The organism is Desulfobulbaceae bacterium, assembly GCA_015231515.1.
Taxonomy (GTDB): domain Bacteria; phylum Desulfobacterota; class Desulfobulbia; order Desulfobulbales; family VMSU01; genus JADGBM01.
This window is the reverse complement of sequence record JADGBM010000015.1, coordinates 17,552-41,353: the sequence shown is the minus strand read 5'-3', so window position 1 is coordinate 41,353 and position 23,802 is coordinate 17,552. Positions and strand designations below refer to the sequence as shown.

At 44.2% G+C, this 23,802-nt stretch carries 28 protein-coding genes and 1 pseudogene; 20 read left to right on the top strand and 9 right to left on the bottom strand.

Annotated features, from left to right (window positions below; translation table 11 throughout):
- The 3 genes from HQK80_04380 to bioD form a co-directional block, all read left to right on the top strand.
- Positions 1 to 639: alpha/beta hydrolase (locus HQK80_04380; GenBank protein ID MBF0221460.1), on the top strand; the 639-nt coding region annotated here is incomplete at its 5' end.
- The gene (locus tag HQK80_04375) at positions 620 to 1,420 is read left to right on the top strand and encodes a methyltransferase domain-containing protein (protein ID MBF0221459.1); all 801 of its coding nucleotides are present in this window, start codon (positions 620 to 622) and stop codon (positions 1,418 to 1,420) included. The genes HQK80_04380 and HQK80_04375, both read left to right, overlap by 20 nt.
- Complete coding sequence (gene bioD / locus HQK80_04370; GenBank protein ID MBF0221458.1) at positions 1,417 to 2,037, top strand: dethiobiotin synthase; 621 nt, start codon at positions 1,417 to 1,419, stop codon at positions 2,035 to 2,037. The genes HQK80_04375 and bioD overlap by 4 nt, the downstream gene beginning before the upstream one ends.
- Positions 2,038 to 2,089: 52 nt before the next feature.
- On the opposite strand, the gene HQK80_04365 is transcribed toward bioD, so the two are convergent.
- On the bottom strand, positions 2,090 to 2,494 hold the full coding sequence (locus tag HQK80_04365; protein MBF0221457.1) for a hypothetical protein: 405 nt from the start codon (positions 2,492 to 2,494) through the stop codon (positions 2,090 to 2,092).
- Between the two features lie 374 nt (positions 2,495 to 2,868).
- Between HQK80_04365 and HQK80_04360 the strand changes: the two genes are divergently transcribed.
- The 17 genes and pseudogenes from HQK80_04360 (at position 2,869) to HQK80_04280 (ending at position 16,451) form a co-directional block, all read left to right on the top strand.
- Positions 2,869 to 3,366 (top strand): acyloxyacyl hydrolase, encoded by a 498-nt coding sequence (locus HQK80_04360; protein MBF0221456.1) that lies wholly within the window; start codon positions 2,869 to 2,871, stop codon positions 3,364 to 3,366.
- Between the two features lie 74 nt (positions 3,367 to 3,440).
- On the top strand, positions 3,441 to 3,698 hold the full coding sequence (locus tag HQK80_04355; protein ID MBF0221455.1) for an acyl carrier protein: 258 nt from the start codon (positions 3,441 to 3,443) through the stop codon (positions 3,696 to 3,698).
- A 13-nt stretch (positions 3,699 to 3,711) separates the two neighbouring features.
- Entirely contained in the window at positions 3,712 to 4,959 is a 1,248-nt protein-coding gene (locus tag HQK80_04350) for a 3-oxoacyl-ACP synthase (GenBank protein MBF0221454.1), read from the top strand.
- Positions 4,937 to 5,524, top strand: a complete 588-nt coding sequence (locus tag HQK80_04345) for a 1-acyl-sn-glycerol-3-phosphate acyltransferase (protein MBF0221453.1) — start codon at positions 4,937 to 4,939, stop codon at positions 5,522 to 5,524. The genes HQK80_04350 and HQK80_04345 overlap by 23 nt, the downstream gene beginning before the upstream one ends.
- Before the next feature lie 208 nt (positions 5,525 to 5,732).
- Positions 5,733 to 7,223 carry a cobalamin-dependent protein gene (locus HQK80_04340; GenBank protein ID MBF0221452.1) on the top strand — a complete coding sequence of 497 codons (1,491 nt, stop codon included), beginning with the start codon at positions 5,733 to 5,735 and terminating at the stop codon, positions 7,221 to 7,223.
- A 5-nt stretch (positions 7,224 to 7,228) separates the two neighbouring features.
- Positions 7,229 to 8,269, top strand: coding sequence for a radical SAM protein (locus tag HQK80_04335; GenBank protein ID MBF0221451.1), 1,041 nt, complete (start codon positions 7,229 to 7,231; stop codon positions 8,267 to 8,269).
- A 790-nt stretch (positions 8,270 to 9,059) separates the two neighbouring features.
- The gene (locus tag HQK80_04330) at positions 9,060 to 9,722 is read left to right on the top strand and encodes a hypothetical protein (protein ID MBF0221450.1); all 663 of its coding nucleotides are present in this window, start codon (positions 9,060 to 9,062) and stop codon (positions 9,720 to 9,722) included.
- Positions 9,723 to 9,726: 4 nt separating this feature from the next.
- Complete coding sequence (locus tag HQK80_04325) at positions 9,727 to 10,545, top strand: hypothetical protein (protein ID MBF0221449.1); 819 nt, start codon at positions 9,727 to 9,729, stop codon at positions 10,543 to 10,545.
- Between the two features lie 460 nt (positions 10,546 to 11,005).
- On the top strand, positions 11,006 to 11,749 hold the full coding sequence (locus HQK80_04320; protein MBF0221448.1) for a hypothetical protein: 744 nt from the start codon (positions 11,006 to 11,008) through the stop codon (positions 11,747 to 11,749).
- A 189-nt stretch (positions 11,750 to 11,938) separates the two neighbouring features.
- The gene (locus HQK80_04315; protein MBF0221447.1) at positions 11,939 to 13,057 is read left to right on the top strand and encodes a hypothetical protein; all 1,119 of its coding nucleotides are present in this window, start codon (positions 11,939 to 11,941) and stop codon (positions 13,055 to 13,057) included.
- 188 nt (positions 13,058 to 13,245) lie between these two features.
- Complete coding sequence (locus HQK80_04310) at positions 13,246 to 13,539, top strand: hypothetical protein (GenBank protein MBF0221446.1); 294 nt, start codon at positions 13,246 to 13,248, stop codon at positions 13,537 to 13,539.
- 11 nt (positions 13,540 to 13,550) lie between these two features.
- Positions 13,551 to 14,003: a hypothetical protein gene (locus HQK80_04305; GenBank protein MBF0221445.1), complete on the top strand. Its 453-nt coding sequence runs from the start codon at positions 13,551 to 13,553 to the stop codon at positions 14,001 to 14,003.
- A gap of 127 nt (positions 14,004 to 14,130) precedes the next feature.
- Positions 14,131 to 14,367, top strand: a complete 237-nt coding sequence (locus HQK80_04300; GenBank protein ID MBF0221444.1) for a hypothetical protein — start codon at positions 14,131 to 14,133, stop codon at positions 14,365 to 14,367.
- A complete protein-coding gene (locus tag HQK80_04295; protein MBF0221443.1) occupies positions 14,367 to 14,705 on the top strand; it encodes a type II toxin-antitoxin system PemK/MazF family toxin in 339 nt (112 codons plus the stop codon). The genes HQK80_04300 and HQK80_04295 overlap by 1 nt, the downstream gene beginning before the upstream one ends.
- A 239-nt stretch (positions 14,706 to 14,944) precedes the next feature.
- A pseudogene (locus tag HQK80_04290) lies at positions 14,945 to 15,232 on the top strand (type II toxin-antitoxin system RelE/ParE family toxin).
- Entirely contained in the window at positions 15,219 to 15,563 is a 345-nt protein-coding gene (locus tag HQK80_04285; protein MBF0221442.1) for a HigA family addiction module antidote protein, read from the top strand. Before HQK80_04290 ends, HQK80_04285 begins: the two are co-directional and overlap by 14 nt.
- Before the next feature lie 240 nt (positions 15,564 to 15,803).
- Complete coding sequence (locus HQK80_04280; GenBank protein ID MBF0221441.1) at positions 15,804 to 16,451, top strand: DUF4410 domain-containing protein; 648 nt, start codon at positions 15,804 to 15,806, stop codon at positions 16,449 to 16,451.
- Positions 16,452 to 16,493: 42 nt separating this feature from the next.
- On the opposite strand, the gene HQK80_04275 is transcribed toward HQK80_04280, so the two are convergent.
- The 8 genes from HQK80_04275 to HQK80_04240 are packed head-to-tail and all read right to left on the bottom strand — an operon-like array spanning position 16,494 to position 23,798.
- A complete protein-coding gene (locus HQK80_04275; GenBank protein MBF0221440.1) occupies positions 16,494 to 17,981 on the bottom strand; it encodes an NAD(P)/FAD-dependent oxidoreductase in 1,488 nt (495 codons plus the stop codon).
- Positions 17,982 to 17,992: 11 nt separating this feature from the next.
- Positions 17,993 to 18,859, bottom strand: a complete 867-nt coding sequence (locus HQK80_04270) for a hypothetical protein (GenBank protein MBF0221439.1) — start codon at positions 18,857 to 18,859, stop codon at positions 17,993 to 17,995.
- On the bottom strand, positions 18,856 to 19,998 hold the full coding sequence (locus HQK80_04265) for a hypothetical protein (protein ID MBF0221438.1): 1,143 nt from the start codon (positions 19,996 to 19,998) through the stop codon (positions 18,856 to 18,858). The genes HQK80_04270 and HQK80_04265 overlap by 4 nt, the downstream gene beginning before the upstream one ends.
- Positions 19,999 to 20,005: 7 nt before the next feature.
- Positions 20,006 to 20,275 carry an acyl carrier protein gene (locus tag HQK80_04260; GenBank protein ID MBF0221437.1) on the bottom strand — a complete coding sequence of 90 codons (270 nt, stop codon included), beginning with the start codon at positions 20,273 to 20,275 and terminating at the stop codon, positions 20,006 to 20,008.
- A complete protein-coding gene (locus HQK80_04255) occupies positions 20,272 to 21,468 on the bottom strand; it encodes an ABC transporter permease (protein MBF0221436.1) in 1,197 nt (398 codons plus the stop codon). Before HQK80_04255 ends, HQK80_04260 begins: the two co-directional genes overlap by 4 nt.
- Positions 21,461 to 22,381 (bottom strand): ABC transporter ATP-binding protein, encoded by a 921-nt coding sequence (locus HQK80_04250; GenBank protein ID MBF0221435.1) that lies wholly within the window; start codon positions 22,379 to 22,381, stop codon positions 21,461 to 21,463. The genes HQK80_04255 and HQK80_04250 overlap by 8 nt, the downstream gene beginning before the upstream one ends.
- Before the next feature lie 3 nt (positions 22,382 to 22,384).
- Positions 22,385 to 23,389, bottom strand: a complete 1,005-nt coding sequence (locus tag HQK80_04245) for a BtrH N-terminal domain-containing protein (GenBank protein ID MBF0221434.1) — start codon at positions 23,387 to 23,389, stop codon at positions 22,385 to 22,387.
- Complete coding sequence (locus HQK80_04240) at positions 23,379 to 23,798, bottom strand: hypothetical protein (protein MBF0221433.1); 420 nt, start codon at positions 23,796 to 23,798, stop codon at positions 23,379 to 23,381. The genes HQK80_04245 and HQK80_04240 overlap by 11 nt, the downstream gene beginning before the upstream one ends.
- Positions 23,799 to 23,802 lie beyond the last annotated feature (4 nt).

Below are 23,802 nucleotides of genomic sequence, written 5' to 3'. Positions count from 1 at the left end.
CAGCACGGCTGGGGCTTTAACCGGGACTGCTTTAAAGGCTGGTTGTCCCAACTGCAAGGATCAGATCTTACTTTTTTAGACCGTGGCTATTGGGGGAATGAGAATGCCTTTCCCCAAATACTGCACAGTGGATATAACGTTCTTGTCTGCCATTCATTGGGGTTACATTTTTTCACTAAAGACCAGTTGAACTCAGTTGATATGATTGTTGTGTTGGGCGGTTTTGTCTGTTTTCATGGTCATAATCCTGCAAATCAAATAAGTAGAAAGCACATTAACCGGATGCAGGTCCGTTTGCAGCGTGAACCAGACCAGCTGCTCAAAGACTTTTATCGGGATTGTTCGTGGTACGGCGAGGTTCCCGATATCGCTTTGCTTAATCTTGATTTACTGGCAGCAGACCTGGACCTGCTTGATACTGTTTGCCTCCAGTATGAACCGTTGAGGGATGTGAAAGTTTTGATTTTGCACGGTTCTAATGATCGTATTGTACCTGTAGATCGTGCCGATGAACTTCAAAAAAAACTTACAGGTACACTCTTTCAAATCAATGGCGCGGGTCACGGTTTGCCTTTTACGCATGTTCAACAGTGTCTTGAGATTATAAGGGATAAACTTTGTGGTAGTCAAATCGACTAAAAAACGTATAGAAGCCAATTTTTCAAGGGCCTCAACGACTTATGACAGTTTTGCCAGAATGCAGAATCAAGCGGCAGACCTCCTGCTAACGCATGTCGGGCTGGCCTGTGCATCCCTGCAGAAAGGAACAATTTTAGAGATAGGTTGTGGAACTGGGCAGATGAGTGCTGAGATCAGTCGGCTCTTAGGTTCTCGAAAACTGATATTTTCTGATATCTCAGTGAGGATGGTTGAACAATGTCAGCAAAAAATTGAGAAACTTAGGACACCGCCCAATGATTTTCAGTGTACGATTCTGGATGCTGAACAATTATCAGACAAAAATGCCTATGCCGCAGTAATATCAGGGCTTACAGTACAGTGGTTTTCTGATTTTCAGCAGACCCTGCATCGTGTTTACGACTCATTGATTCCCGGCGGTGAATTTATTTTTTCATGTCTTGTGCAGGGGTCGTTTGCCCAATGGTATTCTGCCTCTAATCGGCTTAATGTGCCTTGTACTGCGAATCTGTTGCCGAACAGTGCGAAAATTAATCAAGAAGTGGCAACTGTTTTTGATTCACTTGAATCCGTTTCAAAATCTATCGAGATAGAGTATCCCAGCACCGACTATTTTTTTCGTTCTCTGAAATTGACAGGTACTAATGCCCAAAAAGATGGTTTAGTCCTAACCGCAGGTCAAATGCGGCGTTTAATCCGTGGCTGGGAGTTGAGCTTGAAAGGTGAAACCCTTAAAATGACTTATGTCTTTGATATTCTACGAGCAAAAAAGAAACGATGACCAGACCCTTTCCGGATAAACTCTTTGTTACAGGCACAGATACCTCTGTTGGCAAAACCGTAGTTTCAACGATACTGGTAACAGGACTGAATGCCTCATACTGGAAGCCGATTCAAAGTGGCATGCATGACCAGACCGACAGTCAATTTGTACGTAAATTCAGTGAGACAACGGGAGATGTTTTCCCCGAGTCTTACTGTTTGAGCCAGCCACTGTCACCCCATGCCTCGGCGGCCCACGATGGTGTTGTCATTGATATTGATAGAATTGCATTGCCACATTGCCAGGGCTCTCTGATTGTTGAAGGTGCTGGCGGTGTTTTCGTTCCTTTAAATGACAAACATCTTGTCATTGATCTCATTAAAAAATTTGGGCTTCCGGTTCTGGTGGTCGCCGAAAATCGCTTAGGTGCTATTAATCAAACATTACTGACAATTAACGCCTTGCGCGGAATCGGTTGTGAACTCTTTGGCGTGGTCATGAATGGGAAACCTGATCTGGTCAATCGTGAGGCGATTGTTCATCATGGGCGAGTTGAAGTGCTTGCCGAAATAGATAGGCTTGAGACAATTGATCGACACTCTATTCGTAAGGCCTGTAGTTGTTTTGGACTGTAATGGAGAGTAGCTATAAAAGCCCTGTCTTTCTATGACGTGGCCCGACTCAAATTCAGCGGCCTATTTTTGTCTCTTTCGTTTTCAGACAGGTATCGTTGAAATCGTCAAACTTCTCGCAAGTGGTCTTCACAAAGGCCATATGGGGCGGGTAAAAAGTGCACTTCGTCTGGTAATGGCAGGTGGCGTTAAACTTGTCCCAGTGTTGACAATCCTCGACGCATTCGAGATTTTTATAGGAATAGATTGTTTTTTCAAACAGACATTTTTCATTAAAAGTATCCCAGTACTGGCAGTCTTTGAGGGTCAATGGGGTGTCAGGTGTTAATTGACCGCAAGTGACCGTAAGGTCTCCCTGGCGGAAGGTTTCTCCGGTGCCGAGGTTGATCTCTTTGGCTCCCGCATGAGCAGTACAGAGGAACATAGCGGCAATGACACTCATCAACATATATCTGATCATGGTTGGACTCCTTTGTATTTGGGCACTCTCTTTTTATGATGAAATGATTACACCTCTCAAGAAGATAGGAATTGTACCATGAAACGGTATATCCTGGAAACCATCTAAAAAAGTAAGGCCATGTTACTGTTTTGTTTTGATTTAACAAAACTAACATAACAAAGTTGGTGATTTCATAGGGTTATTTAGATATAGTGGGCCTTGTTGTGTTTGCCAATGGGTCATTCCACCACAGCATGGAACGCACTTTTTACCCCGCCTAAGGCTACTAATCGTGAGGACTAAAAATGCATAGTCATCGAATAAGAAACTGGCTTGGTCTGTTTATTTGTTTCTGTGTAAGTTTGTCTTTCACCCCAGCTGCAGAAGCAGAAATGGGTGATTCAAAATGGAACGCCATGGGCGGCTATAGTTTCACCCACACCAACTTAGGCCAAACGGAGGTTTGGGTTGAGTCTATTTATCTGGCGGGCAGTTACGAAAGGGTGTTGTCTGAGGAGTTTGGCCCTTCATGGTTGAAGGGGTATCATTCCGTCAGATGTGAAGTGCCGGTTCATTATATTTTTGCCCCTGATAGCGGTGTAATGACTGGTATTAATTTTATAGGACTCTGGTCTTTTACAGACCTGCATACCGGCTACAATCCATATTTGCTGGCTGGAGGAGGTCCCGTTTACATCGATGCAGATATTCCGGGCATGTCCAAAGATGTTAATGGCACATATATGTTTGGAGTAGGGGCTGAATTTGATGCCGGCTTGTCACGTAACCTCAAGATCGAATATCGCTTCAGCCATGTTTCAAATGGCGGACAGAGAGAGCCCAATGTTCCATTGAATTCAAGTAATCTTATGGTTGGTTTTTCTTTTTAGTGACTTAGAAATGACCTGTCAGTGAACTTTTTTGACCGGTTCAACATAATAACATATCAATAAATCCACATATCATGAATAGAGCTGAAATACAGGCTAAAATATTACAGATTTTCGAAGAGTTATTTGAGTTTGAAAATCCTGGGTTAGAAGACAACCTCCGAGACGACCATGGCTTTGACAGTATTGATGCCATTGAATTATTGGGCGAAATCGAAAAAATACTTGGTTACACTCTCTCCAGAGCAGAGAAAGAAAAAGCCATGGAGATCAGAACTATCAACGATATTTTAGATTATGTCGAAGCTATAGTCGCTGATCGAAAAAAATAACCAGGCCTTTTCAATGGAACGAAGAGTCGTTATTACCGGATGTTCAGCAATCACCCCGATAGGCCACGCCAAAGCAGATATAATCCGAAGCCTTAAAGAAGGGGTTTCCGGAGTCAAGCCCCTCCGCAGTGATGGTTTACTTACTGAATATCTTCACTCGCATGTTTTTGGAACTGTTGATTACCCAATTGCCTACGACTTCAAACGTCATTACCGCAAGACCATGGGGCCGGTGGCTTTTTATGCCTGTCAGGTAACTAAGGATATTTTAGAAAGAGCCGGGCTTACCCAGGAGTTCATCTCCTCCGGGCGTTTAGGTGTAGCTTTTGGCTCAACCCATGGCAGCCCAACAGTGCAGCGTGACATCTACAAGACCTTTTTCAGTAATTTAAAATCCGAGTTTTCTACCATTGGCGCTGTTGATTACCTGAAATCAATGGTCCATACTACGGCGGTGAATATTACCAGAATGTTCGAGATCACCGGGCGGGTAATAGCCTCGTCAACGGCATGTACAACCAGCAGTCAGTCGGTTGGATTTGGCTACGAAATGGTTAAGTATGGGATGCAAGACGCCATGATTTGCGGTGGAGCCGATGAATATGACACCACCACTGTTGCCGTCTTCGACAACCTGCTGGCCTGTTCAACCTCCTATAACGACACTCCCCAATGCACCCCCCGACCTTTCGATGCCAACCGTGATGGCCTGGTGGTTGGTGAAGGGGCCGGTGCCGTCTTGCTGGAGGAGTACGAATCAGCAAAGAACCGTGGCGCCACTATCCTGGCTGAGGTAATCGGTTTTGCCTGTAACAACAACGGCGGCGATCTGATTCTCCCCAATCTGAACGGCATCACCGCCACACTTAACATTGCTCTTGAAAGTGCCGGAATCAAGCCGGGGGATGTCGATTTCATCAGTGCCCATGCCACCGGCACCAAAATGGGCGATGTTATTGAGGCCCAAGCCATTGCTGCTGTCTATGGCAATGCACCGCTGGTTACCGCACTGAAAAGCTACACAGGCCACACCATGGGCTCATGCGGGGCCATTGAACTGATTTCAACCTTATACATGATGGAAGAGGGTTTTATCGCGCCTACTTTGAACCTGGACAACGTCGATGAACGATGCAGCATGATTAACCACACCAGGAAGTTGACTCCGGCAAACATTAACATTGCTTCTATCCAGAATTTTGCTTTTGGCGGGGTAAATACCTGTCTCTTGATAAAAAATGGCAGTCCCGAAACCAACTAATGTTCCTTTGCCCAGATTTGGCACGCAATTGGTTGATCTTGTTGTAACCCTGATTCTCTGGGCCTATTTTATTTTTGGCTTTCTCTTCTTTTTCGTTCTGTTGTACTTGATTGCCTATCTGTTTTCCAAAAATCGAGAACTCGCTTTTCAGCGTTTGCACCATATTTATTACAGAGTTTTTTTTAAGCTGGCAAAGGCCATTATTCCAAGACATTCATGGCATATCGACACGGATATCCTAAAGATCAGATCCTCGGTTATTATCTGCAATCATGTTTCCTATCTGGATCCTCTGATTATGATCTCCCTGTTTGAGCGGCATAAAACCATTGTCAAAACCAGGTTCTTTCATGTGCCGATCTTTAGCTGGCTTATGAAAACGGCGGGTTATTTGCCTTCAACGACCGACGAAAAATTCTCCTACCAGATGATCAACCAGATTGAACAGATGGCTGAGTATTTGAGGCAAGGCGGTAATCTTATTATTTTCCCTGAAGGGACTAGAAACAGCGCCGAACAGATTGGCCCGTTGAACAACGGGGCACTTAAAATTGCCAGACTCTGACAGGCACCAATCAAAGTTCTGCGTATTCACAACAGCAATAAACTCTTTGCTCCAGGCAAATTCCTGTTTAACACAGGTATCAGAAATAAAATCATGGTGGAATTTATTGACAGCATCGACCCGGATTACCAGAACAACATGCCCTCGGTTTCAGAGTTGAAAAACTTGGTACAGCAATCGTTTGCCACAGGAAATTAATGAGTCTCTTATGAAAGTTATCCTGATCTCCATGCCGGACGTTGTCCCGCTGATCATTCACGAATCGGCAATCCACATGCCAAATCATGGGATTGCCAGTGTGGCAGGGAATATCGACACAGAGCATGATGTCTATCTTATCGATCTTATTCGCAAAAGACGTTCAATAAAAAAATATCTCACCAAAACCTTGGTACGTATCAAGCCGGATCTTGTGGGGCTCTCGGCCATGGCCTGGCAGTATGAGACCTGCATAAAAATCGCCAGACTGGTAAAACGTATATTGCCCGATGTTAAAATTGTGATCGGCGGCTATCACGCTACCCTTATGTATGAAGAGATCAGTGCCGCGGCAGAATCTGAATGTATTGATTTCATGGTGCGAGGTGAAGGAGAAGAGGTTTGCCGCCGCTTGGTTAATGCCTTAGATGGTCGTGATACTCTGGCTGATATCCCGGCGCTGTCTTACCGAGAAAATGGTCAGTTTATTCATAATCCTCGGGGGGAAAATCTTGATTTGAGCACCCTGAAACTGCCGGTGCGAGACAAGCGCAGGCTTACCTGGGGCTATCATATAACCTACAACAAAATTGAACTTCTTGAGACATCCAGAGGGTGCACTCGAACGTGCAATTTTTGCAGTATGAAACATATGTATGGCCGATCATTCAGAGCCTTCCCAATTGACCGTGTGCTCAAAGATCTTGATGACATCTACTACAACCGAAAAACGCGGTGGGCTTTCGTTGTCGATGACAATATGGTTCTTAACCCAAGCCGAGTCATCGAACTTTGCGATGCTATTATCGCCCAGAACTATAAAAATCTGAACCTGGTTGTGCAGGCGGATTGTGTTTCAATGTCTAGAAATGAGGCAATGGTCAAGAAAATGGCCGAAGCAGGCTTCAAATCGGTATTTCTTGGTATTGAAAACGCTTCAAAGAAGAATTTAACGACAGCAGGAAAAGGTGATATCTGCGAGGCATCTCGAAAGGCTATTGAGAATTGCCATAAATACGGCATGATGGTTGTTGGAGGTTTAATCTTCGGTTTTCCCGAGGACGATGAAGACTCCATCGTCGAAAACTACTCATTTTTAAAATCTATAAAGGCAGATGCTGCCTATTGCCAAATCCTGACCCCGTATCCCAAAACAGAGATGAGAGAGCATCTTATTGGTGAAGGGCTCGTCACCAATACGACTGACTTCAGCAAATATAACGGCTTATGGGCCAATGTGAAGACCAAACACTTAGACACCGCCCTGCTGCAATATCTTTTCTGGTACCATCGGCAAATGGTTCTTGGCTGGTGGAATCCTTCCAAAGAAGCCCAAGAGCACGGTAAAGGATGGACTTCTATCTGGCGATACCTTTTTAAGCCTGTTATGAAATTGTATTATGGTCGGATGCTGAAGAAGCACGGTTGGCAGGGAAGATACGAGAAAGAAGTAGCACGCTGGACAAAGATGAACCAATTCACAGAACTTGATGAGCAATAAAAACTATGCAAACATATAATCTTGAGTTTTCTGAAGAAGAGATCAAAAAGGCTGTCGCCGCCAACCGGCTTTTATCTATGGAGATTGAGTTCAGCCGACGCTGTAATTTTCGTTGTTCGTACTGTTATGTCCCAACTAAAGAGGAGCTGGAACAAGAACTCTCCAGGGAAGAGTTGAGGGATGTTATACTTCAGGCCAAAGGCCTGGGCGCTGGAAAAATTATCATCCTTGGCGGTGAGCCAAGTATCTACCCCCATCTTCAAGAGATGATCAATTTCATCAAAAAAGAGGGGCTGGACATTGAAATGTTCACCAACGGCAGTGGCATTACCCCTGAGCTGGCCAACTTCCTGGCCGCCAACAAGGTCAGGGTCGTTTTAAAGCAAAACTCCCAGGATGAGGCCCTCCAAGACCGCCTGGCCGGAAAAAATGGGGCTTTTCAGATTATCCAGCAGGCCCTTGCCAACTTGAAACTGGCCGGTTACCCATCAAGTGATGCCTTCTTGGCCATCAGCACCATAATCTGTCAGCAAAATATCGATGAATTACCCCAAATGTGGAAATGGCTGCGGGACCAGAATATTGAGCCGTATTTTGAGGTAATTACCCCACAGGGCAACGCCAAACAGAACACCTGGCTCGAAGTTTCCCCCAACGAGCTTAAAAAAATATTTACCAAGCTGGCCGAAATAGACCGTGATATCTATGGTCGAGATTGGGACCCACAACCGCCCCTGGCCGGCAACAAATGCATGCGCCATCAAGTCTCCTGTGTAGTAACCGCCACCGGCAATGTCATGCCCTGTGTCGGTGTCACCATCGCTATTGGCAATATTCGTCAGCAACCGTTGGCTGCTATACTGAAAAACAGTGAGGTTGTGAACAATCTGAAAAATTTTCGGGAGATGATTAAAGGCGAGTGCCGCACCTGTGACAAAGCCGCCGAATGCTATGGTTGCCGGGGCGCAGCCTACCAGCTTACCGGTGATTATCTGGCCGCCGATCCAACGTGTTGGCGAAATTCATCTTGTAAGAATCCAGGCTAGAATCCTCAAACCATAATTGACCGGACCTTTTGTATCAACTGGTAACACATCAGATCGTATGCCGGATGAACCGGAACTGGCTACCCGAGCAGAATGATGTCTTCGGGGGTAACAATAACGGGAGTAAATTTTCAACATGGAAGCCCTAAAAGCCTCCTACAGCCCCTTCCTCAAGCGTCGCTGTACGCCCCCCCCCAATAAGCCCTCTTTATTATCAATTGACTTCCTATCAGCTACTGAGTAGAAGAGATAGTCATTCGAGTCACTATTAATTCCACGTTAATTTTATATCAGAGTAATTAGGGACATGTTGCAAGTCCCGGAAAATGTTGCAGCCCGATTCAACAGAGTTTTAGAACAACGGACAATCCATGCGCCATCCGCTGTTTATTAGGGGAAATGGCTCCGATATTTTCTCGATTTTTGTGGCGGTTGGGGGCTGGCGGTTGGGCTAAACCGATGTAAAAACAACGATGATTTAAACTCATTGCATACCGTGTAAAACCACCAAAGAAGCAAAAAGCCCTCTGGATTTTTGATCACGTTGACACGACATGAGAACCAGCAATGAATATCTGGCGCACTTTTTGCTTTATGGATAACACCACAATTTGTGGTGTTGACAGGACGGATTCCGTCCAGTTAATAACTTGTTCGGCTCCCTACATAACTCCTTGAAAGAGGACATCATTAGACATCCTTGTAAAATTTTGGGTGATAAATATCCATAAATGATTAAGCTAGCTACTTTATTGGGAACAAATAAAATCCATGCAAATAGGGAGATGTGATGCAAAAAACAGCAGATTTTATAAAAAAAATATATCCTAATTCCCCTAAACCACTTTATTTGTCTCAACTTGGGGGCATCCTTAAAAAAAATGGTTTAATGATTGGCAATCTACGAGAATTTGTAGAGTCAATGGATGGGTATACGGTAGCTTGTGGCCCCGAGAAAGAGAGAACTGCAATTGCGACTATTGATGACAAAGAGGAAATTGAAAAAATATTGCATGAAAGTGCCAATAAATTAGACAGCGAAGCGTTGCATTTTCTAACTAAAATTCCAAGAACCTTATTGTTTGCCTTTGCATCTAAATGCAAAGCACAACCGAATGTTTACTTCACCACCTCACCACCATACAGATTTACATTCGCCAAAGAAGATGATTCTATGGTTGAAATAGAGAATGATTATTTGATCGATGCCAAAATTCCTATAAACCTAAAACAGATGGAGCAGAGTGTCATCACTCAGATATTTACAAATATAAAAAAATGGTCAGAAAAAAACAAAATTGATTTATCTATGTTTGAAAAACATATAGATAAGTCGTTTGCAGGGGATAAATCGACTCTTCTCGAAGAGATAATACAGGCTATTCCTGCAAACAAACGATCAAAAGTAGTTTTACCTCTAGATATCATTAGTTACTTAATTAAAAAAAGGTAAAACGGTGCATCATATTATTATTGCTGGAATAGCAGCCAAAGATGAACCCATACTACTGAAATGGTTAGAAAGAAATGGACTAAAAAAAGATAACGCTGTTACGTTTCTTACTGTTCAAGAAAAACAACCTGTTTACAAAGAAGTTGTTATAGAAAAATTTATTGATAGTTTTGCTCAAACCGTTTCAAGAAAAGCACCTAAAACGATCAGAGTTGTCTATGTCCAATACAAAGGATCAACTATTCTTAAAAAATTATTTTTCCCATTTGCAGACATACAACCGCTCAATAAAACAACAACCTATTACGACTATATACTTAACCATTTCAAGGACATTGAAGAATTTGGGCATGAATTATTGCAGACTATACGCAATGGTTTGAAAATCAAAAAGCGCCCTTCAAGGAGGCATTACCTATTACTACCTAATAAAAATTTTATAACTGAGGGTAGGGAATTTTTTGATTTTTTACGTGAATTTTACTTCGGCAATCTTGATGAAAATGTTTTCTCTTCTATTAAAGAAAACAAGGAGCTTAGGTGCTACCAAGACTCACGGAATCTTGTGTTTCCAGTTACTAAAATGAATGAAGGCAATTTAAGACATGACGATGCAAAAAAACACCCAAAACATTTCTTAAAAGGAATTTACCGACTAGGTCTGCTATGGGATGCAGGGTTTCATTTCGATGTTAAGCATATTAGCAAACCAACTCTTAGTGGTTATAAATTTATATGTAGCGTTAACGGAGAGGTCGACAACAGTAACACTACACATGTAAACATTTATCTGAATGATTTTGTTAGAGTCCCACACAAATAAGAAAGGCTAGTCAAATTAATGACTAGCCTTTATATATTTAACACGATAATTGTTAAATTATATTGAAATATATACTAATTTAAGATGCGGTTTCTCAGGTGAGAGGCTTTGCCACGACATCCTCCGTCCGAAGACTTTGATGAAGGCCTGCTTAATACAGACACCCAACGCTTGCACCAAAAAAATCTTTGATACAGCACTTTCCCTTACATTCATAAGGCCCGTGCGAGCGGCAACAAAAAACTAGATATTCCAATTACTCTTAATATAACCAGAGGCAGTGGCTTATGCAACTAATATCTGGCTGACAGAGAATAAAACGGCAGAGAATGCCGAACAATGGCATACACGCTGACACCAAGCACGCCTGCGATTTTTTCAAGGCCATCAATATATCAGCCTTTCGTGCATTTGCCAAGTTGGTCGGCAAATCTGCTTGGTGCAGGTGATGCTGGCCGTTATGTGTAGCACGGTAAAATATAAATATATGAATAGACAGTACACAATAGCTATATGTGACATTCTCGGGTTTTCGGAACTTGTCCGTAGTACTCCACTTGATACTGTTGTAGGTAATGTACTAGGGTGGTTCCGTAAGGCTCTCCATCATTCTATAAATAAAAATGATTGGCCGGAAACAGTTCCAAACTTCGATGACATCAACAAAAATTCAAACATTGGTCTTGCATGGTTTTCCGATACAATTCTGCTATTCACTCATGAAGACTCGGATGAAAGCTTACAGGAGTTGCTGCAAAGCGTGGCATGGCTGCTTTTCGTGACAATGTTCAGCAATACTCGTATGAGGGCTGGCATAGCATACGGCAATGCATTTATTGATCCTAAAAACGCTATGTACGTTGGGAAGCCAATTATAGATGCATATGAAATGGAACAAAAGCAACAGTGGGCTGGGGCGGCCCTCACAGACTCTGCAGCAGGTCGTGTCCCAGAATTTGTGCGAGGAGGGAAATTTGCTGATTGGCCGATTCTCCCTTACAACGTACCACTTAAAAACAATGAGACTATTTCAACTCTGGCTCTTGATTGGACTTATGGCATTCACCATCAAAATCCTTTCCTTTGGTCAAAAAAAAACGATGACCCAACACCTGAAGATTGGGCTGCCAATCCTTCAATTTGTCAAAAGTGGCAAAATACAAAACAGTTTCACATGGATGTTTGTAAGCAATGTCACGGGTAAACATTTACTCTCAGCTCCCACGGAACAAATGAGGACCAGACCACGGTTTATAAAAAGACACACCTTTGAAAGCCCGTCAAAACCGTGCTCTGTCCCCTAATTACCCTAATTATGTCTTGCGGAGAAAATACCTAAGCAGATACCCATTAAAATAAATCATATAAAATTGCATTCAACAAAGGACGCCAGATGAGTGAAGATATAAATAGTATTAAAATTAAAAATGAGGATGACGCATGGGAGATTTTCGAACAGGCTCTAGAGGGCGCATTCGACGAACATTCGAATCTTGAGCTAGTATTTTCAAACTGGCCGAAAATAGACATTAAACTAAAAGGTATTAAACACCAAGCCTCGCTTACAGCTAAGAACATGGAAGGTTTGATTGAACTTCAAAATACTATTTTCAGAACTTATGCCTTGGCTGTTCATAGTAAATTAAATGCAAACAAACTAACTGATGATGAAAAAGAAAATCTTACTATTACATTTCAAATATCAGAAGGGTCTTCAGAGGTTGTCGCGGAACTTATAAAAACAATAACTATTTTTGCAAAAGATATGGCAACAAAAATGGAACCTAAACATTACGTGATAACTGTTCTTGGTCTTGGGTTAATGTGGGGTGGTAACGCTGGATTGAGCACTCTTCTTCAACACCAAAAAGACTTGTTTGTTGCCGAGCAACAAACAATACAGAAAAAGGAAGAGATTGACGCAAGAAGATTTGCCTCAGAACAAGAAATTAAGCGTATGGAGATCTTGGCAAATGCTTACAAATACAATCCCGGATTAGAACAAGTGCAAGAAAGTGTTGATGCAATGCAAACAACATTATTAAAAAAATTATCAGATGCTGACGAAATATCTATAAATGCCGTCAAAGACATACAAAGTAAAACTGTTAAGCAAATATTTAAGAAGCAAAGAGAAAAAGCAATAGATGATAGAATAGACGGAATTTTTAGAATAATAAAAGTTGATAGTTCAAACTTTGAATATTTCAAAGTCAAAGTTAGAAATATCGCAGATGGTGCTGAATTGTCAGTAACAATAAAAGACACAGACATCACAGATAAAAGAAAAAAGCAATGTCTTCAAGATGCAGAGTGGAGCAAAATTCCAGTCGTAATGAGAATGAACATTAAAAGGATGAGAGGAGTAGTTGTCAATGCAAATATTCTAAATGTTGAAGAGGTTCCAGAAAATATTATTGGTTTTATCAATGAAGGGCAATCAGATATTGCAATCAGCTGGTCTCCAAGTAAAGGGTTTCAGTATATCACCAAGCAAGATGAGAAAAGTTAGAATAAGCATATGCAAACCTTACTAAAAATATCGAATTAAATTGTATGAAATCACATAACCATACAATTAACTTGACCCAATGGGGCCGCGTTTATGGGTTTTCGCAGTTTGGGATTTAATTTATTTTTGCCCAATCAAAGTTCCCAGTTGGGCAAGTTATCGCGATCGTTATGTGCTAAGGAGAATACATGAATACTGAACACGGAAAAATAGATGGTGATGTTGAAATAACTTCAGAATTGAAAATGCATGGCATGTTTACTGGCAATGTAACTGTCAAAAATGGCGGCTTTCTCACTCTTCACGGCACGGCAACCAAAGCTTTGATCGTGGAACAAGGTGCTATTGTAGAAATACATGGAATGGTTACTGGTGATGTTGTGAATAAAGGCGGAAAAATTAGTATCTCAGGCACAGTATCCGGCCAGGTTATCGACCAGGCAGGTGAAACTAATATCTCAGCCAACGCATCAATTGGGTAAATCATAAACTTATGGATAAATATACTATTTCACTTCCAGTGATTGATAAATGTATCTCTTCTAATGGGAGGTACGACATAGAGAAAACGTCCTCTCAAGAAATGCGTGCGATACTTGAAACTTTCGCTGGTTACTTCAAAAAAGAGTTCAAATATGATCATATCCAATATGAGGCAGACGAGCATTTATATGATGATCACAAATATCATGGTTTATTGTTTACGGAAGCAGCCTTTGACGCAATGACAGAAGAACATTCTGAAACACCTACGCGCTTAATAGGTGGTTGCTGTTTTAGATGGAGAGAATTTAGTGATAGGTCATGCTGGGTCTTAGATTGGGTATGGTTGCACCCATTTTGTCGACATAGAGGCATATTGCGAAGCCATTGGGGTGCACTTGAAAAACAATTTGGTGATTTTGGAATAATAGAGGGGGTCAGGTCTACACATCTGACAAAGTGAAAGTGAAATTAAGTTGGGAATCAGGTCTGTCAGATGTGTAGCCCCCAATTTTCAGTGTGGTTAGCTTAACGTTAACGCTCTCAAAAAACGAATTGACACTGAGTATTACCATAGTTATACTTTAGACATGAAAACTGCAATCTCAATACCAGACAAATTGTTCCGTGCAGCTGACCAGTACGCAAAAAACCATGGGTTTTCGCGAAGCAAGCTGTACACAGAGGCTGTTGCAAAATTTTTAGAACAACACCCTTCTGAACTCATTACTAAACAGCTTGATGAAATCTACTCTTCAGAGCCTGCAAAATTGAACGGAACCATTTCAACTATGCAGTTCAGCTCAATAGAGAAAGAAGAATGGTAATAAAACGCGGGGATATCTGGTGGGCCGAACCCCCTGAGCCTGTTGGTTCAGGGCCGGGCTACAAAAGACCACTACTCATAGTCCAATCAAACGAATTCAACAAAAGCAAAATAAACACAATAATTGCCGTTGTAATTACCTCAAACCTACGCTTAGTGGCAGCCCCCGGGAATATACTTTTATCCAGTAAAAGCTCTAAATTGCCCAAAGAAAGCGTTATTAACATTTCTCAAGTTATTACCATCGACAAAGCATTATTAACTGAAAAAGTTCACCATCTACCCAACAATATCATAGACCAAGTCGACGAGGGCTTGAAGCTGGTTCTCAAGCTATAAAACAGCAAAAAAACACTAACAATTCGCTCAAGCACGACGCGCGAGCACGCCGGTTTTAACGAGAAAATAGGAGAATAGGGACACTTCCCTTATTAGTTTGGTAGGCATAGTGAGGGACGGCGGGGAGCAGCTTTCTCTGAAACTATTTCAGTGGCCGCCGCCCCTTATGCTGGTCGTTTGTCGCTCTTAAGTCCAATATTTCTATTGACGAATGACGTATAGCGTCATAGCGTATCTTTATGATTTAATTCTTCAAATGCAAAGATACGGAAAAACTTTTTGACGATTTAGATGTGAAAAAGTTCAGAAATATTTCCAGAGCAGCAAGAATAAAACTTGAGGTTCTTAACGCTGCTGTTTCTTTGCAAAGTTTGCGAGTTCCTCCTGGAAATAGGCTTGAGCAGTTAATAAAAGGCGCCAGAAGCGGACAGAACAGTATTAGAATTAACGACCAGTGGCGTATTTGTTTCGTATGGTCAGAAGAAAGCGTCTTCGACGTAGAAATTATTGACTATCACAAGGGGTAAAATTATGGCAACTAAACTAACTCCAATCACTCCGGGCGATGTATTGCTGGAAGAATTTCTTAAGCCAATGGAAATCACTCAAAATCAGTTGGCAAAAGACCTTAATGTCCCGGCAAATCGGGTCAGTCAAATTATACATGGTAAAAGAGAAATTACAGCTGATACTGCGTTACGTCTCGGCAAGTATTTTGGAATTGAACCAGAATTTTGGCTCAATCTACAAGTACGGTACAATATGAAAATAGCTAAAAGTAAAGTGGGGAAAATAATAGAAAAAGAAGTTAAGTATCACTCCTCTCAAACTAGCTCACGCAATCTTGCAACAGCGTAATCTATCAATTTAAAAAGAAAAGCCGAATCACATAAGCCGGGGTCTTGATATGAAATATGTGAGGTCTTGAAATATCACTTTCTTATTTCCCAAGGCCTGGCCCTGAAAATTTTGCTGAAAATTTTGTGGCCCTGAAAATTTCTGCTCAGCGCTGCTGGAAACATAATAAGCTAATTCAATTAACCGCTAAGGTGCACAACAGCTTTGCACTTTTATAAAACCAGAAAGGAGAATTAATAAATGAATCTGAATCGAAATACCTGTAACAACATTCTTGCTATCACTTGCATCCTATTCATGTTTTCGGCCTGTGTGAGTGGAACGAGCCAACCGCCCGTCTCGGAAAGAGAGGAACCCAGCACACCTGTAAGCACAGGGGTTTCAGGTGTTGAAAAAATAGAGCTCGCCTCTATTGAGACGATATCTGTAGAAGCGCCACTAAAAGCTAAATATGACAATATCGTCATTGACGATTTCAAAAGCACCGACCAAATCCAAAGCGACTATCCACATGCCGTAATTGATTGTAAGAGTCGCATCATTGGGCAGTTAAAGAGCAAAAATGCTTATAAAAACGTAACTGATGACCCCGGCAAAACTCTCACGGGCAAGAGCGTTATCGTCAACCTGAGCGTCAGCGATATTCGCATAGCCGGAGGTGCAGCTCGTTTTTGGGGCGGTGCTTTTGCAGGAAATTCCTATATGGATGTCCTCGTCGAAATACAGGATGTGGCGACAAAAGAAGTTGTCTACAAAAAAATACTTTCAACCTCAAACAATGCCTGGGGAGCCGCATGGACTGGTGGATCAACAGATCATAGCCTGCCAGCCGACCTCGGTGTGTTAATCGGAGAATACATCTACAAAACTGTTCCTGCAAACAACTAGTTTTCCTCTAACTCTACCTGAATAAGGGCGATTCGAAAGTGCTTACAATTGAATCGCCTTTTTAAATTCAGTTGCCCCTATGATAAGTTTTACGGTACTGAAAGAACCCATAATAGTACCAATGATTCCCGGCGCCATCACATTCTGACCGACAAGATACAGTCCTTGCACCGATGTCCGATTGAGCAAGGCGGTGGCCAGCATCTGACTGGCAGAACGCTGCACCCCGTAAGCGCTTCCGCCGGGGCTGTTGACCCAGTCCCGCATTGTCAGAGGCGTGTAGGTATCAAGAATTTTATTTCCCGGTAACGGCCCGAACAGTTCTTCCGCTTCGTAAATCAGCTGCCGCGCGAGCCCATCTTTTGCTGCAAGATAGCCGCTGCCGCGCTGGCCGCTTTTAGTGTTCTGCCACGGGGCCCATAATTCATCCTTCCCCGATGTCAGAATTGACAGGAGATTGACGCCCGCCCTAGCTGATTTGCGGATTTGGTAATAGCGTAAATCCGGCACGTTACCATATTGATCCGTGTCTAATTTAAAGATATTGTATGGAATTTCCGGATGGGCATCAGCATCAAGCCTGACATGGACTGAAAAAATTCCGTGGGTATCTATCAGGTTGCTGATCCGCTGTCGGTATGAGGGTTTTACTGCACCTTCCGGCAACATATTTAAGACAATTTTCGGATGCAGCGCTCCGATAACTGTTGCGGCTGTCAAAACTTCTCCAGATTTTAATTGTAGACCGCTTACAACACGGCTGGCGACATGAATCTTGTCAATTTCGGCGCCGGTTATAATTTTGCCACCCAGCTCTTGAAGACGCCTAGCCAGAACATCTGCCATATCCGCCCCACTTCCATTTAAACGCCACGAGGAAGAGATATAGGAAGCCAGGGCCATATTATGATAGTAGGCCGGGCAGTCCTGCAACGGCACCCCTATCCAGCAAGATGGCACAGCCAGAACGGTTCGCAGGCCAGGTGAGCATTGCAGGTCGTCTAAAATTTCCCCAAGAGGCTGGGCCTGATCGAGCAAGGAAAAATCGCTTTGCGTTGCATAGAGTAAATCAAGCGCATGGAGCTGTCTGGCCGCCTGGCGAATCGGTTCAACTATTCTGCTGATCTTGTTTGCTTCGGCCGGAAAGGACTGTTTGAGATTATCTTCGAAGGCATCCATTCCCTCAGGTAAATCAAATAGTGTCGGATTCTGACCGGAGGAGTTAAAGATATACCGATCAATAATGCCCTCCTGCCCCATTCTCGTCACTGGAATTAAGTCGGTAACCCCTAAATAATCAAAAAATTTCCGCAGGATCTGGCCCGGTGCCAACGACCCCAAGTAATGAACTCCGACTTCACAATCAAGCCCATCGCGCCGGTAACTGCGCATCAAGCCGCCCGGTTTTTGATTTTTTTCCAGGACAGTAACCTCAGCGCCAAGTTTTGCTAAAATAATTGCCGCGCTTAAGCCACCAATACCGGAACCAATAATCAGGACTTTTTCAGGAAAAGAGGATTGATTGTTCATAATTAAAAAATCTACGATTTGGTGTTGTCTACAGTCATGAGCATATAGCGGCCATTTTTGACATCGAGATGAATCAACCGACCTTCTTTGGTAGTAAGAAAGCTGTTGAGCGCATAAAGAGGCAAGGTCTCATAATAGCCGCATGACCCCTCATAATCAAATCGTCTGCAACCGCCATTTATCGCCATAATCGCTGCCGCCTCCTCATCTGAAAAACGCGTCGAAAAAGCCAGATAGGTTCCTGCCGCTGCGGAGGCCACACGTTCATGCAGTTTGTTGATATCAAGGCCTTTGCTTGCCATATCAAAGGTGCCGAGCCCACCCTTGGCTTCCGCACTGATTAACAGCCAATTACTTCCTTCTCCCAGAGTTTTTGTGGCATCTACCCCAAGTAGTTTTCTGGAAAGCTCCTGATCTGCAAGCCATTCATCAACGCCACCAACTAAAATTGCTTTTTGCTTTCCCAGGTTCAGATCATTCTGAGCCGCCAGCAGGGTCATTTGAACCGGGAAATCAAGATGCGATAAAAATAGATTTTTGCCACGTAAGCCAAGGTGACAGGCGACATAAAATCCTGCTGAATTACTAAGAAGATTAATGAAATCTACAGGCTTAGGCAGAAATTTCTGGAGGCAGCGCTGCTCACACAATCGCTGAAAGACCGAGATGTTACCCTGGCCCGAAGTCAGGTAAATGGCCGTCTTATCTGATAGACTTAACTTGTTGACCGCCATATGGGCTCCCAGGATGGCCAGTTGAATAAAGTGGTCGCTGCGCCGATAGACCTTGCCGCTGACAGATTTGAGTTCTCGCAGGAGATCAGGCTGTTGTTTATCCGGAGTAGTGTTATGGATGCCAATGGCATTTATATGGATCATTGCCCAACTTTCTCGACGATAAATGAGGTATTGTTGCCGCCAAAACCAAAATAGTTCAGCATAAAATATCCTGTCTTCACCGGCATTTCCTTGTAAGTCGGCCCGCTGTCAAACCCACTATCGAGTGTCTCAAAATTAATCGTTGGGGGGATGAATCCGGCATCGACGCACTCCATGGTCAGCAAAAGCTCCGCAATCCCGCAGCCCCCCAAAGTATGGCCAATATAGGGTTTTAAAGAAAAATAGGGCGGAAGTGCGGCAAAGGCCTGCTCCATAGCGCGCAACTCTACCAGATCGGTCAATTCACCCGCTGTGCCATGCGCTTTGACAGCGGTTAATTTCTCAGGCAAGATCCCGGCATCTTCAAGTGCGTCGTAAATCACCTTGGCGAGACCTGAGCCATCTGGATTTGCCCCTGTCACACTGAACGTCTCACAGTTACTTGCACCACCACGATACTGCCACAAAGATGGCTGTATGTCATCCCGGCTCAGTAAAACAGCCCCCACCGCTTCTCCCAGCACCATCCCGCTGCGCCGCTGATCAAAAGGCCGGATCTTTTCCCTGGAGAGCAATTGCATGGCAATAAACCCTTCAAGAGTAGTGGCAGAGGCGAGCTCCAGGCCAAGAACCAGAGCATAGTCAATAATACCGCCTGTTAATAGGGAAGCGGCTTCCATCAAGGCATTGGCACTTGAGGTGCAAGCGGTGTTGTAGGTTAAAGATGGTCCTTCCAGGGCAAAACGTTCCATAAGCCTGGCAGCAAAATTGCCACCGCCAACATGCTTCCGCTGCAAGGAGGCTCTGGACGTGTTGACAACACTTTGTTCAATGGCCCTGCCCAGAGAATAATCAATGGACGACGAACCTAGAAACAGTCCAACGTTGGTCAGATCATGAGGCGCAAGATTGAGCTTGTTTAATAAAGAGCTGACAACCCGGTCAAGATAACCATCAACAACGGAGGCGGGGCAGGGGCAGGGTGTTTCATCAATTCGGTAATAAGGGTAGGTTAGCTTGTCGTTGCCGACCATGACACTCATTGAGCCGACGTTTACTTTTCCGGTACGCAAGGCCTCTATTTTTTGGGCTTCTGGCCCCAGTGCGCAGAGCAGTTCACCACCGAGTATTGTTATCATTATCGTATTAATCCGGCTGGATAAAGTCGGCAAGGGCGTTGATCGTTGTCACCTGGCGGCGGAACGCCTTACTGTCTGGTATGCGAATGCCGAACTGATTCTGTAAGGCCACCGAAATCTGCAGCGCATCGAGCGAATCGAGATCAAGGCCGCTGGCATCAGAAAACAGCAGCACGTCATCAGCCACCTCGGCAGCGGTGATGTGCTCTTTCTCACACTCTGCTATGATCATTGTCTTCAGGCGCATTTTTAACGCCTCATCTAAAGAACCCTTCATGTTTTCTTACCATCAGATGCTTTAAAAATCACCCCGGCGACAAGGAGTAATCCGACACCAAAACCTGCTAAGGCCAATGATTCAGTCAGTACTGCTTCCACTCCGAGGCCACGCAAGAAAATATCAAGAAACCCTTCCAGGCCCCATGACATAGGAGAGACGTTGGCAAAGGCCTGCATCGCAGGCGGCATCACAAATTTGGGCACCATAATACCGCCAATCGCCCCCAGTAAAATATTGACAATACCGCCAACGGTGGTGGCCTGTTCGACGGTAGCAGCCAACACCGCAATCAGCACGGAGGTGCCTATGGCCGCAAGGCTAAGCCCCAGTGAAACCATAAATAAACCGCTTATGGAATTGCCGAGCACCAAGGCCTCACCACCCAAAAGAGGGACGAAAAAAATCCCCACGGCAATCATCAGCCAGACCTGAATCTGGTTGATGATTAGATAAGGTGCAATTTTCCCCGCAAACAGCACCGGCACAGATATATTCATGGCCCTGATCCGCATCAGGGTATTCTGCTTGCGCTCATTGATAAAGATTGTCGACATGGGAATGACCACAAAAAACATCCCGAAAACAATCCACGACGGAACACTTTGCTGGGTGGAGGTTGGTTTTTTCTCAGCGGCCATGGCATTGAAGCGGACATCCACCAATGCCTCAAGATCACTATCTATCGCGGTGAGCTTCCGGGCAGACTCAGGCAAAAAGGGGGCAAGTTCCTCTTGCAGCTTGTCGACTCGAAGCTGCATGATGACCATGGCTAATCTGGCTTTAAAAAGAACAAGCATCTCTTGTTTCACGTCAGCTGCGATGTCGAGTTGAAATAGTGGGGCGCCTTCCTGCTGTTGAACAAGAGCAGCGGCAAAACCGGCTGGCATAGTCAACACGAAATGCAGCGTTTCGTTCAAGGCCTGCTGTTTTTGCCTTGGGCTGGTAATTTCCACCTCATGTTCGGCCATGGCAGGAGCACCACTTAGAAGAGCTCGAACTTTGGCACTCGCGGCAGTATTGTCATGATCAATTAAGGCATAACGTAACAGGGCCCGATCACTGTTGAAGCTGTCTTTGAGGGCCATGGACATAATCAAAATGAAAATTGCCGGCATAATAAAGAGCGCTGCCAGGGCATGCTTGTCACGCAGGACCAGAATAAACTCTTTGATCAACATCGCCTTAAACATGAGATCCCTGTCTGGTCTGACGGATAAAAAGAGCTTCGAGATTTGCTGCACCAAAATTGATATGTTTTACTGCAATATTGTTTGCCTGCAAAACGGCAAGAATATCGGCAATCTTGCAGGCTTCTTGTGTAGGCAGCATCAGTGTCGTGGCATCTATCACCTGGAGGCTGGCGTCTTTTTGGGCCAGCGCATAAAGCGCATCCTCACTGGAACATGCCAGTTCAATAATAACAGAATCGGTTCCTTCTTCCTGCAGCATTGTTTTGAGGTTACCCTGTTGAACGATTCGGCCGCGATCGAGGATTACGACTTCGTCACAGATTTTTTCGATTTCCAGCATGTAATGTGAGGTATAAACTACGGTTTTGCCATACTCTTTAAATGTCTTAATCGTCTCAAGGATATCATTGCGTGATTCAGGATCAATTCCGACCGTCGGTTCATCTAAATAGAGAATTTCGGGATTATTAAGAAGACCAATGGCAAGATTAAGGCGGCGTTGCTGGCCCCCCGAGAGAGTCGCGGCACTTTGATCAAGGAAGGCGTTGAGCCGATTGACTGAAACGGCAAAATCAATATTGTCACGACGCTTACTGACGCTGAGCGGCTGAATTCCGGCAAAAAACTGTAAATTCTCCATCACGCTCAGCTTGTCATAAAGGGCAAGGGACTGGGGAATAAAAGAGCTGCGCTGGCGAATTTCGTGGATTTTTTCAGGCAGGGGCATGCCGAAAATTTCAACCGTCCCTTCCTGAAAGCTGGTTAAGCCATTGAGAATCGAAATAAGTGTTGTTTTACCAGCGCCATTAGGGCCAAGCAGGCCAAAGATACAGCCCTTGCCAATGCTCATATCAAGATGATCCAAAGCACAATGATCATCATAACGCTTCACAAGGTTTTTGATGGCAATCATAGCTTAAACCAGCTTGTCTGCTAATAGTTTTCGATACACAGCCGCTTCGGCATCGGCAACACTTTCGAGCTTCATTCTTAAAGAGAAAAAATCAATCTCCTGGCTTTTTTTGCTGCGGATCGCCTTAACAGACATTAGGGCGAATTCGCGCCACTGATCCCCGGCACTGGTCATCATTTCCGAGGCTTCATCAAGCACTTTACTGTCAAGGAGACTGCCCGCTTCCTGTAAAAAGGAGGCATAGATAAAACGAAACCCGGCCCCCCCTGTCCCGATCTCTTCCTGCATCCGAACAATGTGGCCTAAAAAGAGTTTTGCATAACGGCGGTCTTCCTTGGCCAGTTTGCCAATTTTTCTGGCCAAAGCTCGAATGCCGCTGATCCCGGCAATGGGCACCGGAGTCTTGAGCATGCGTTTGGCACTCTTCCTGATAACTTTTGGAATAATGGTCGCATAATCAACAGTGGCGGGGATTTTTTCCGGATAATAAAGCAATCCTTTAGGCGCCATCACCCCTTTAACAAAACGCGCCTTTTGCAGGGCGCTTGCTTCGCAGCGCACCGGCGCTTCAAAAACCGGATCGCTGATTAAATAGTCGCCATTCTCTTTGCCATAGATGATCAGGTTATGGGCATTAAAGTGAAAGCGCATCTCTTCCGGAAAGTACGGCAGCCAGAAGACCGAAGTCTGAGCGCCAACAATCTCACCGTGGGCCAAGAGCTCATCTAAGGCCTCACTGCCTTTTTGGGGTTGAGAAAAGGTCTGCATCTTCATCCTGATACCAAGATTTTTCTGCAATCCCTTGATAATCGATTTGGGTAAACTGCGATAAGCGACGAGCGGCATGCCGCCAAGTTTTACAAAGGGCAGGTAAGCAAACATCAGCGCCCCAGACAGGCCAAAAACCATCGCCTCAGAGAGCGGCAACCCATAGTGGCGCATCATCAGCGACATAACCCCACTTTCACAGTGGGCAAAATGGGCATGTTCGAAAGCTTTACTCTTCACTTCTATTCACTCTTTCAGGCACTCTGCCAAGTTCCTCAACAGATAGACCCAGCGCCTCAGCGTATCGCCGACGAATTTTCACGGATAGCTGGGTAAACACTGCCGGCTTAAAATGTCTTTTAATGCGCCATTTGTAAATTCCGGTGGATTCGGACAGAACCTGTATATCCATGCGGCGGTCGTACATGTGGAAATATAACGGTGAAACTTCTCCGGAACAGACCTGGCGATGAGCATCACAGGCCAGCCGTTTCAGTTCGCTTAAGGCCTGTTTAGTCACCGCCTCTTCAACTTCCCAGCCGGACGAGGCGACAACGCAGTACTTGCCGCTTTCATCGGTGGCATACATCGCTTTTTTATTATTAGCGTATGTTGAGATATTATGCTGGGGGACTTTGCCGTGCTCCATTTCT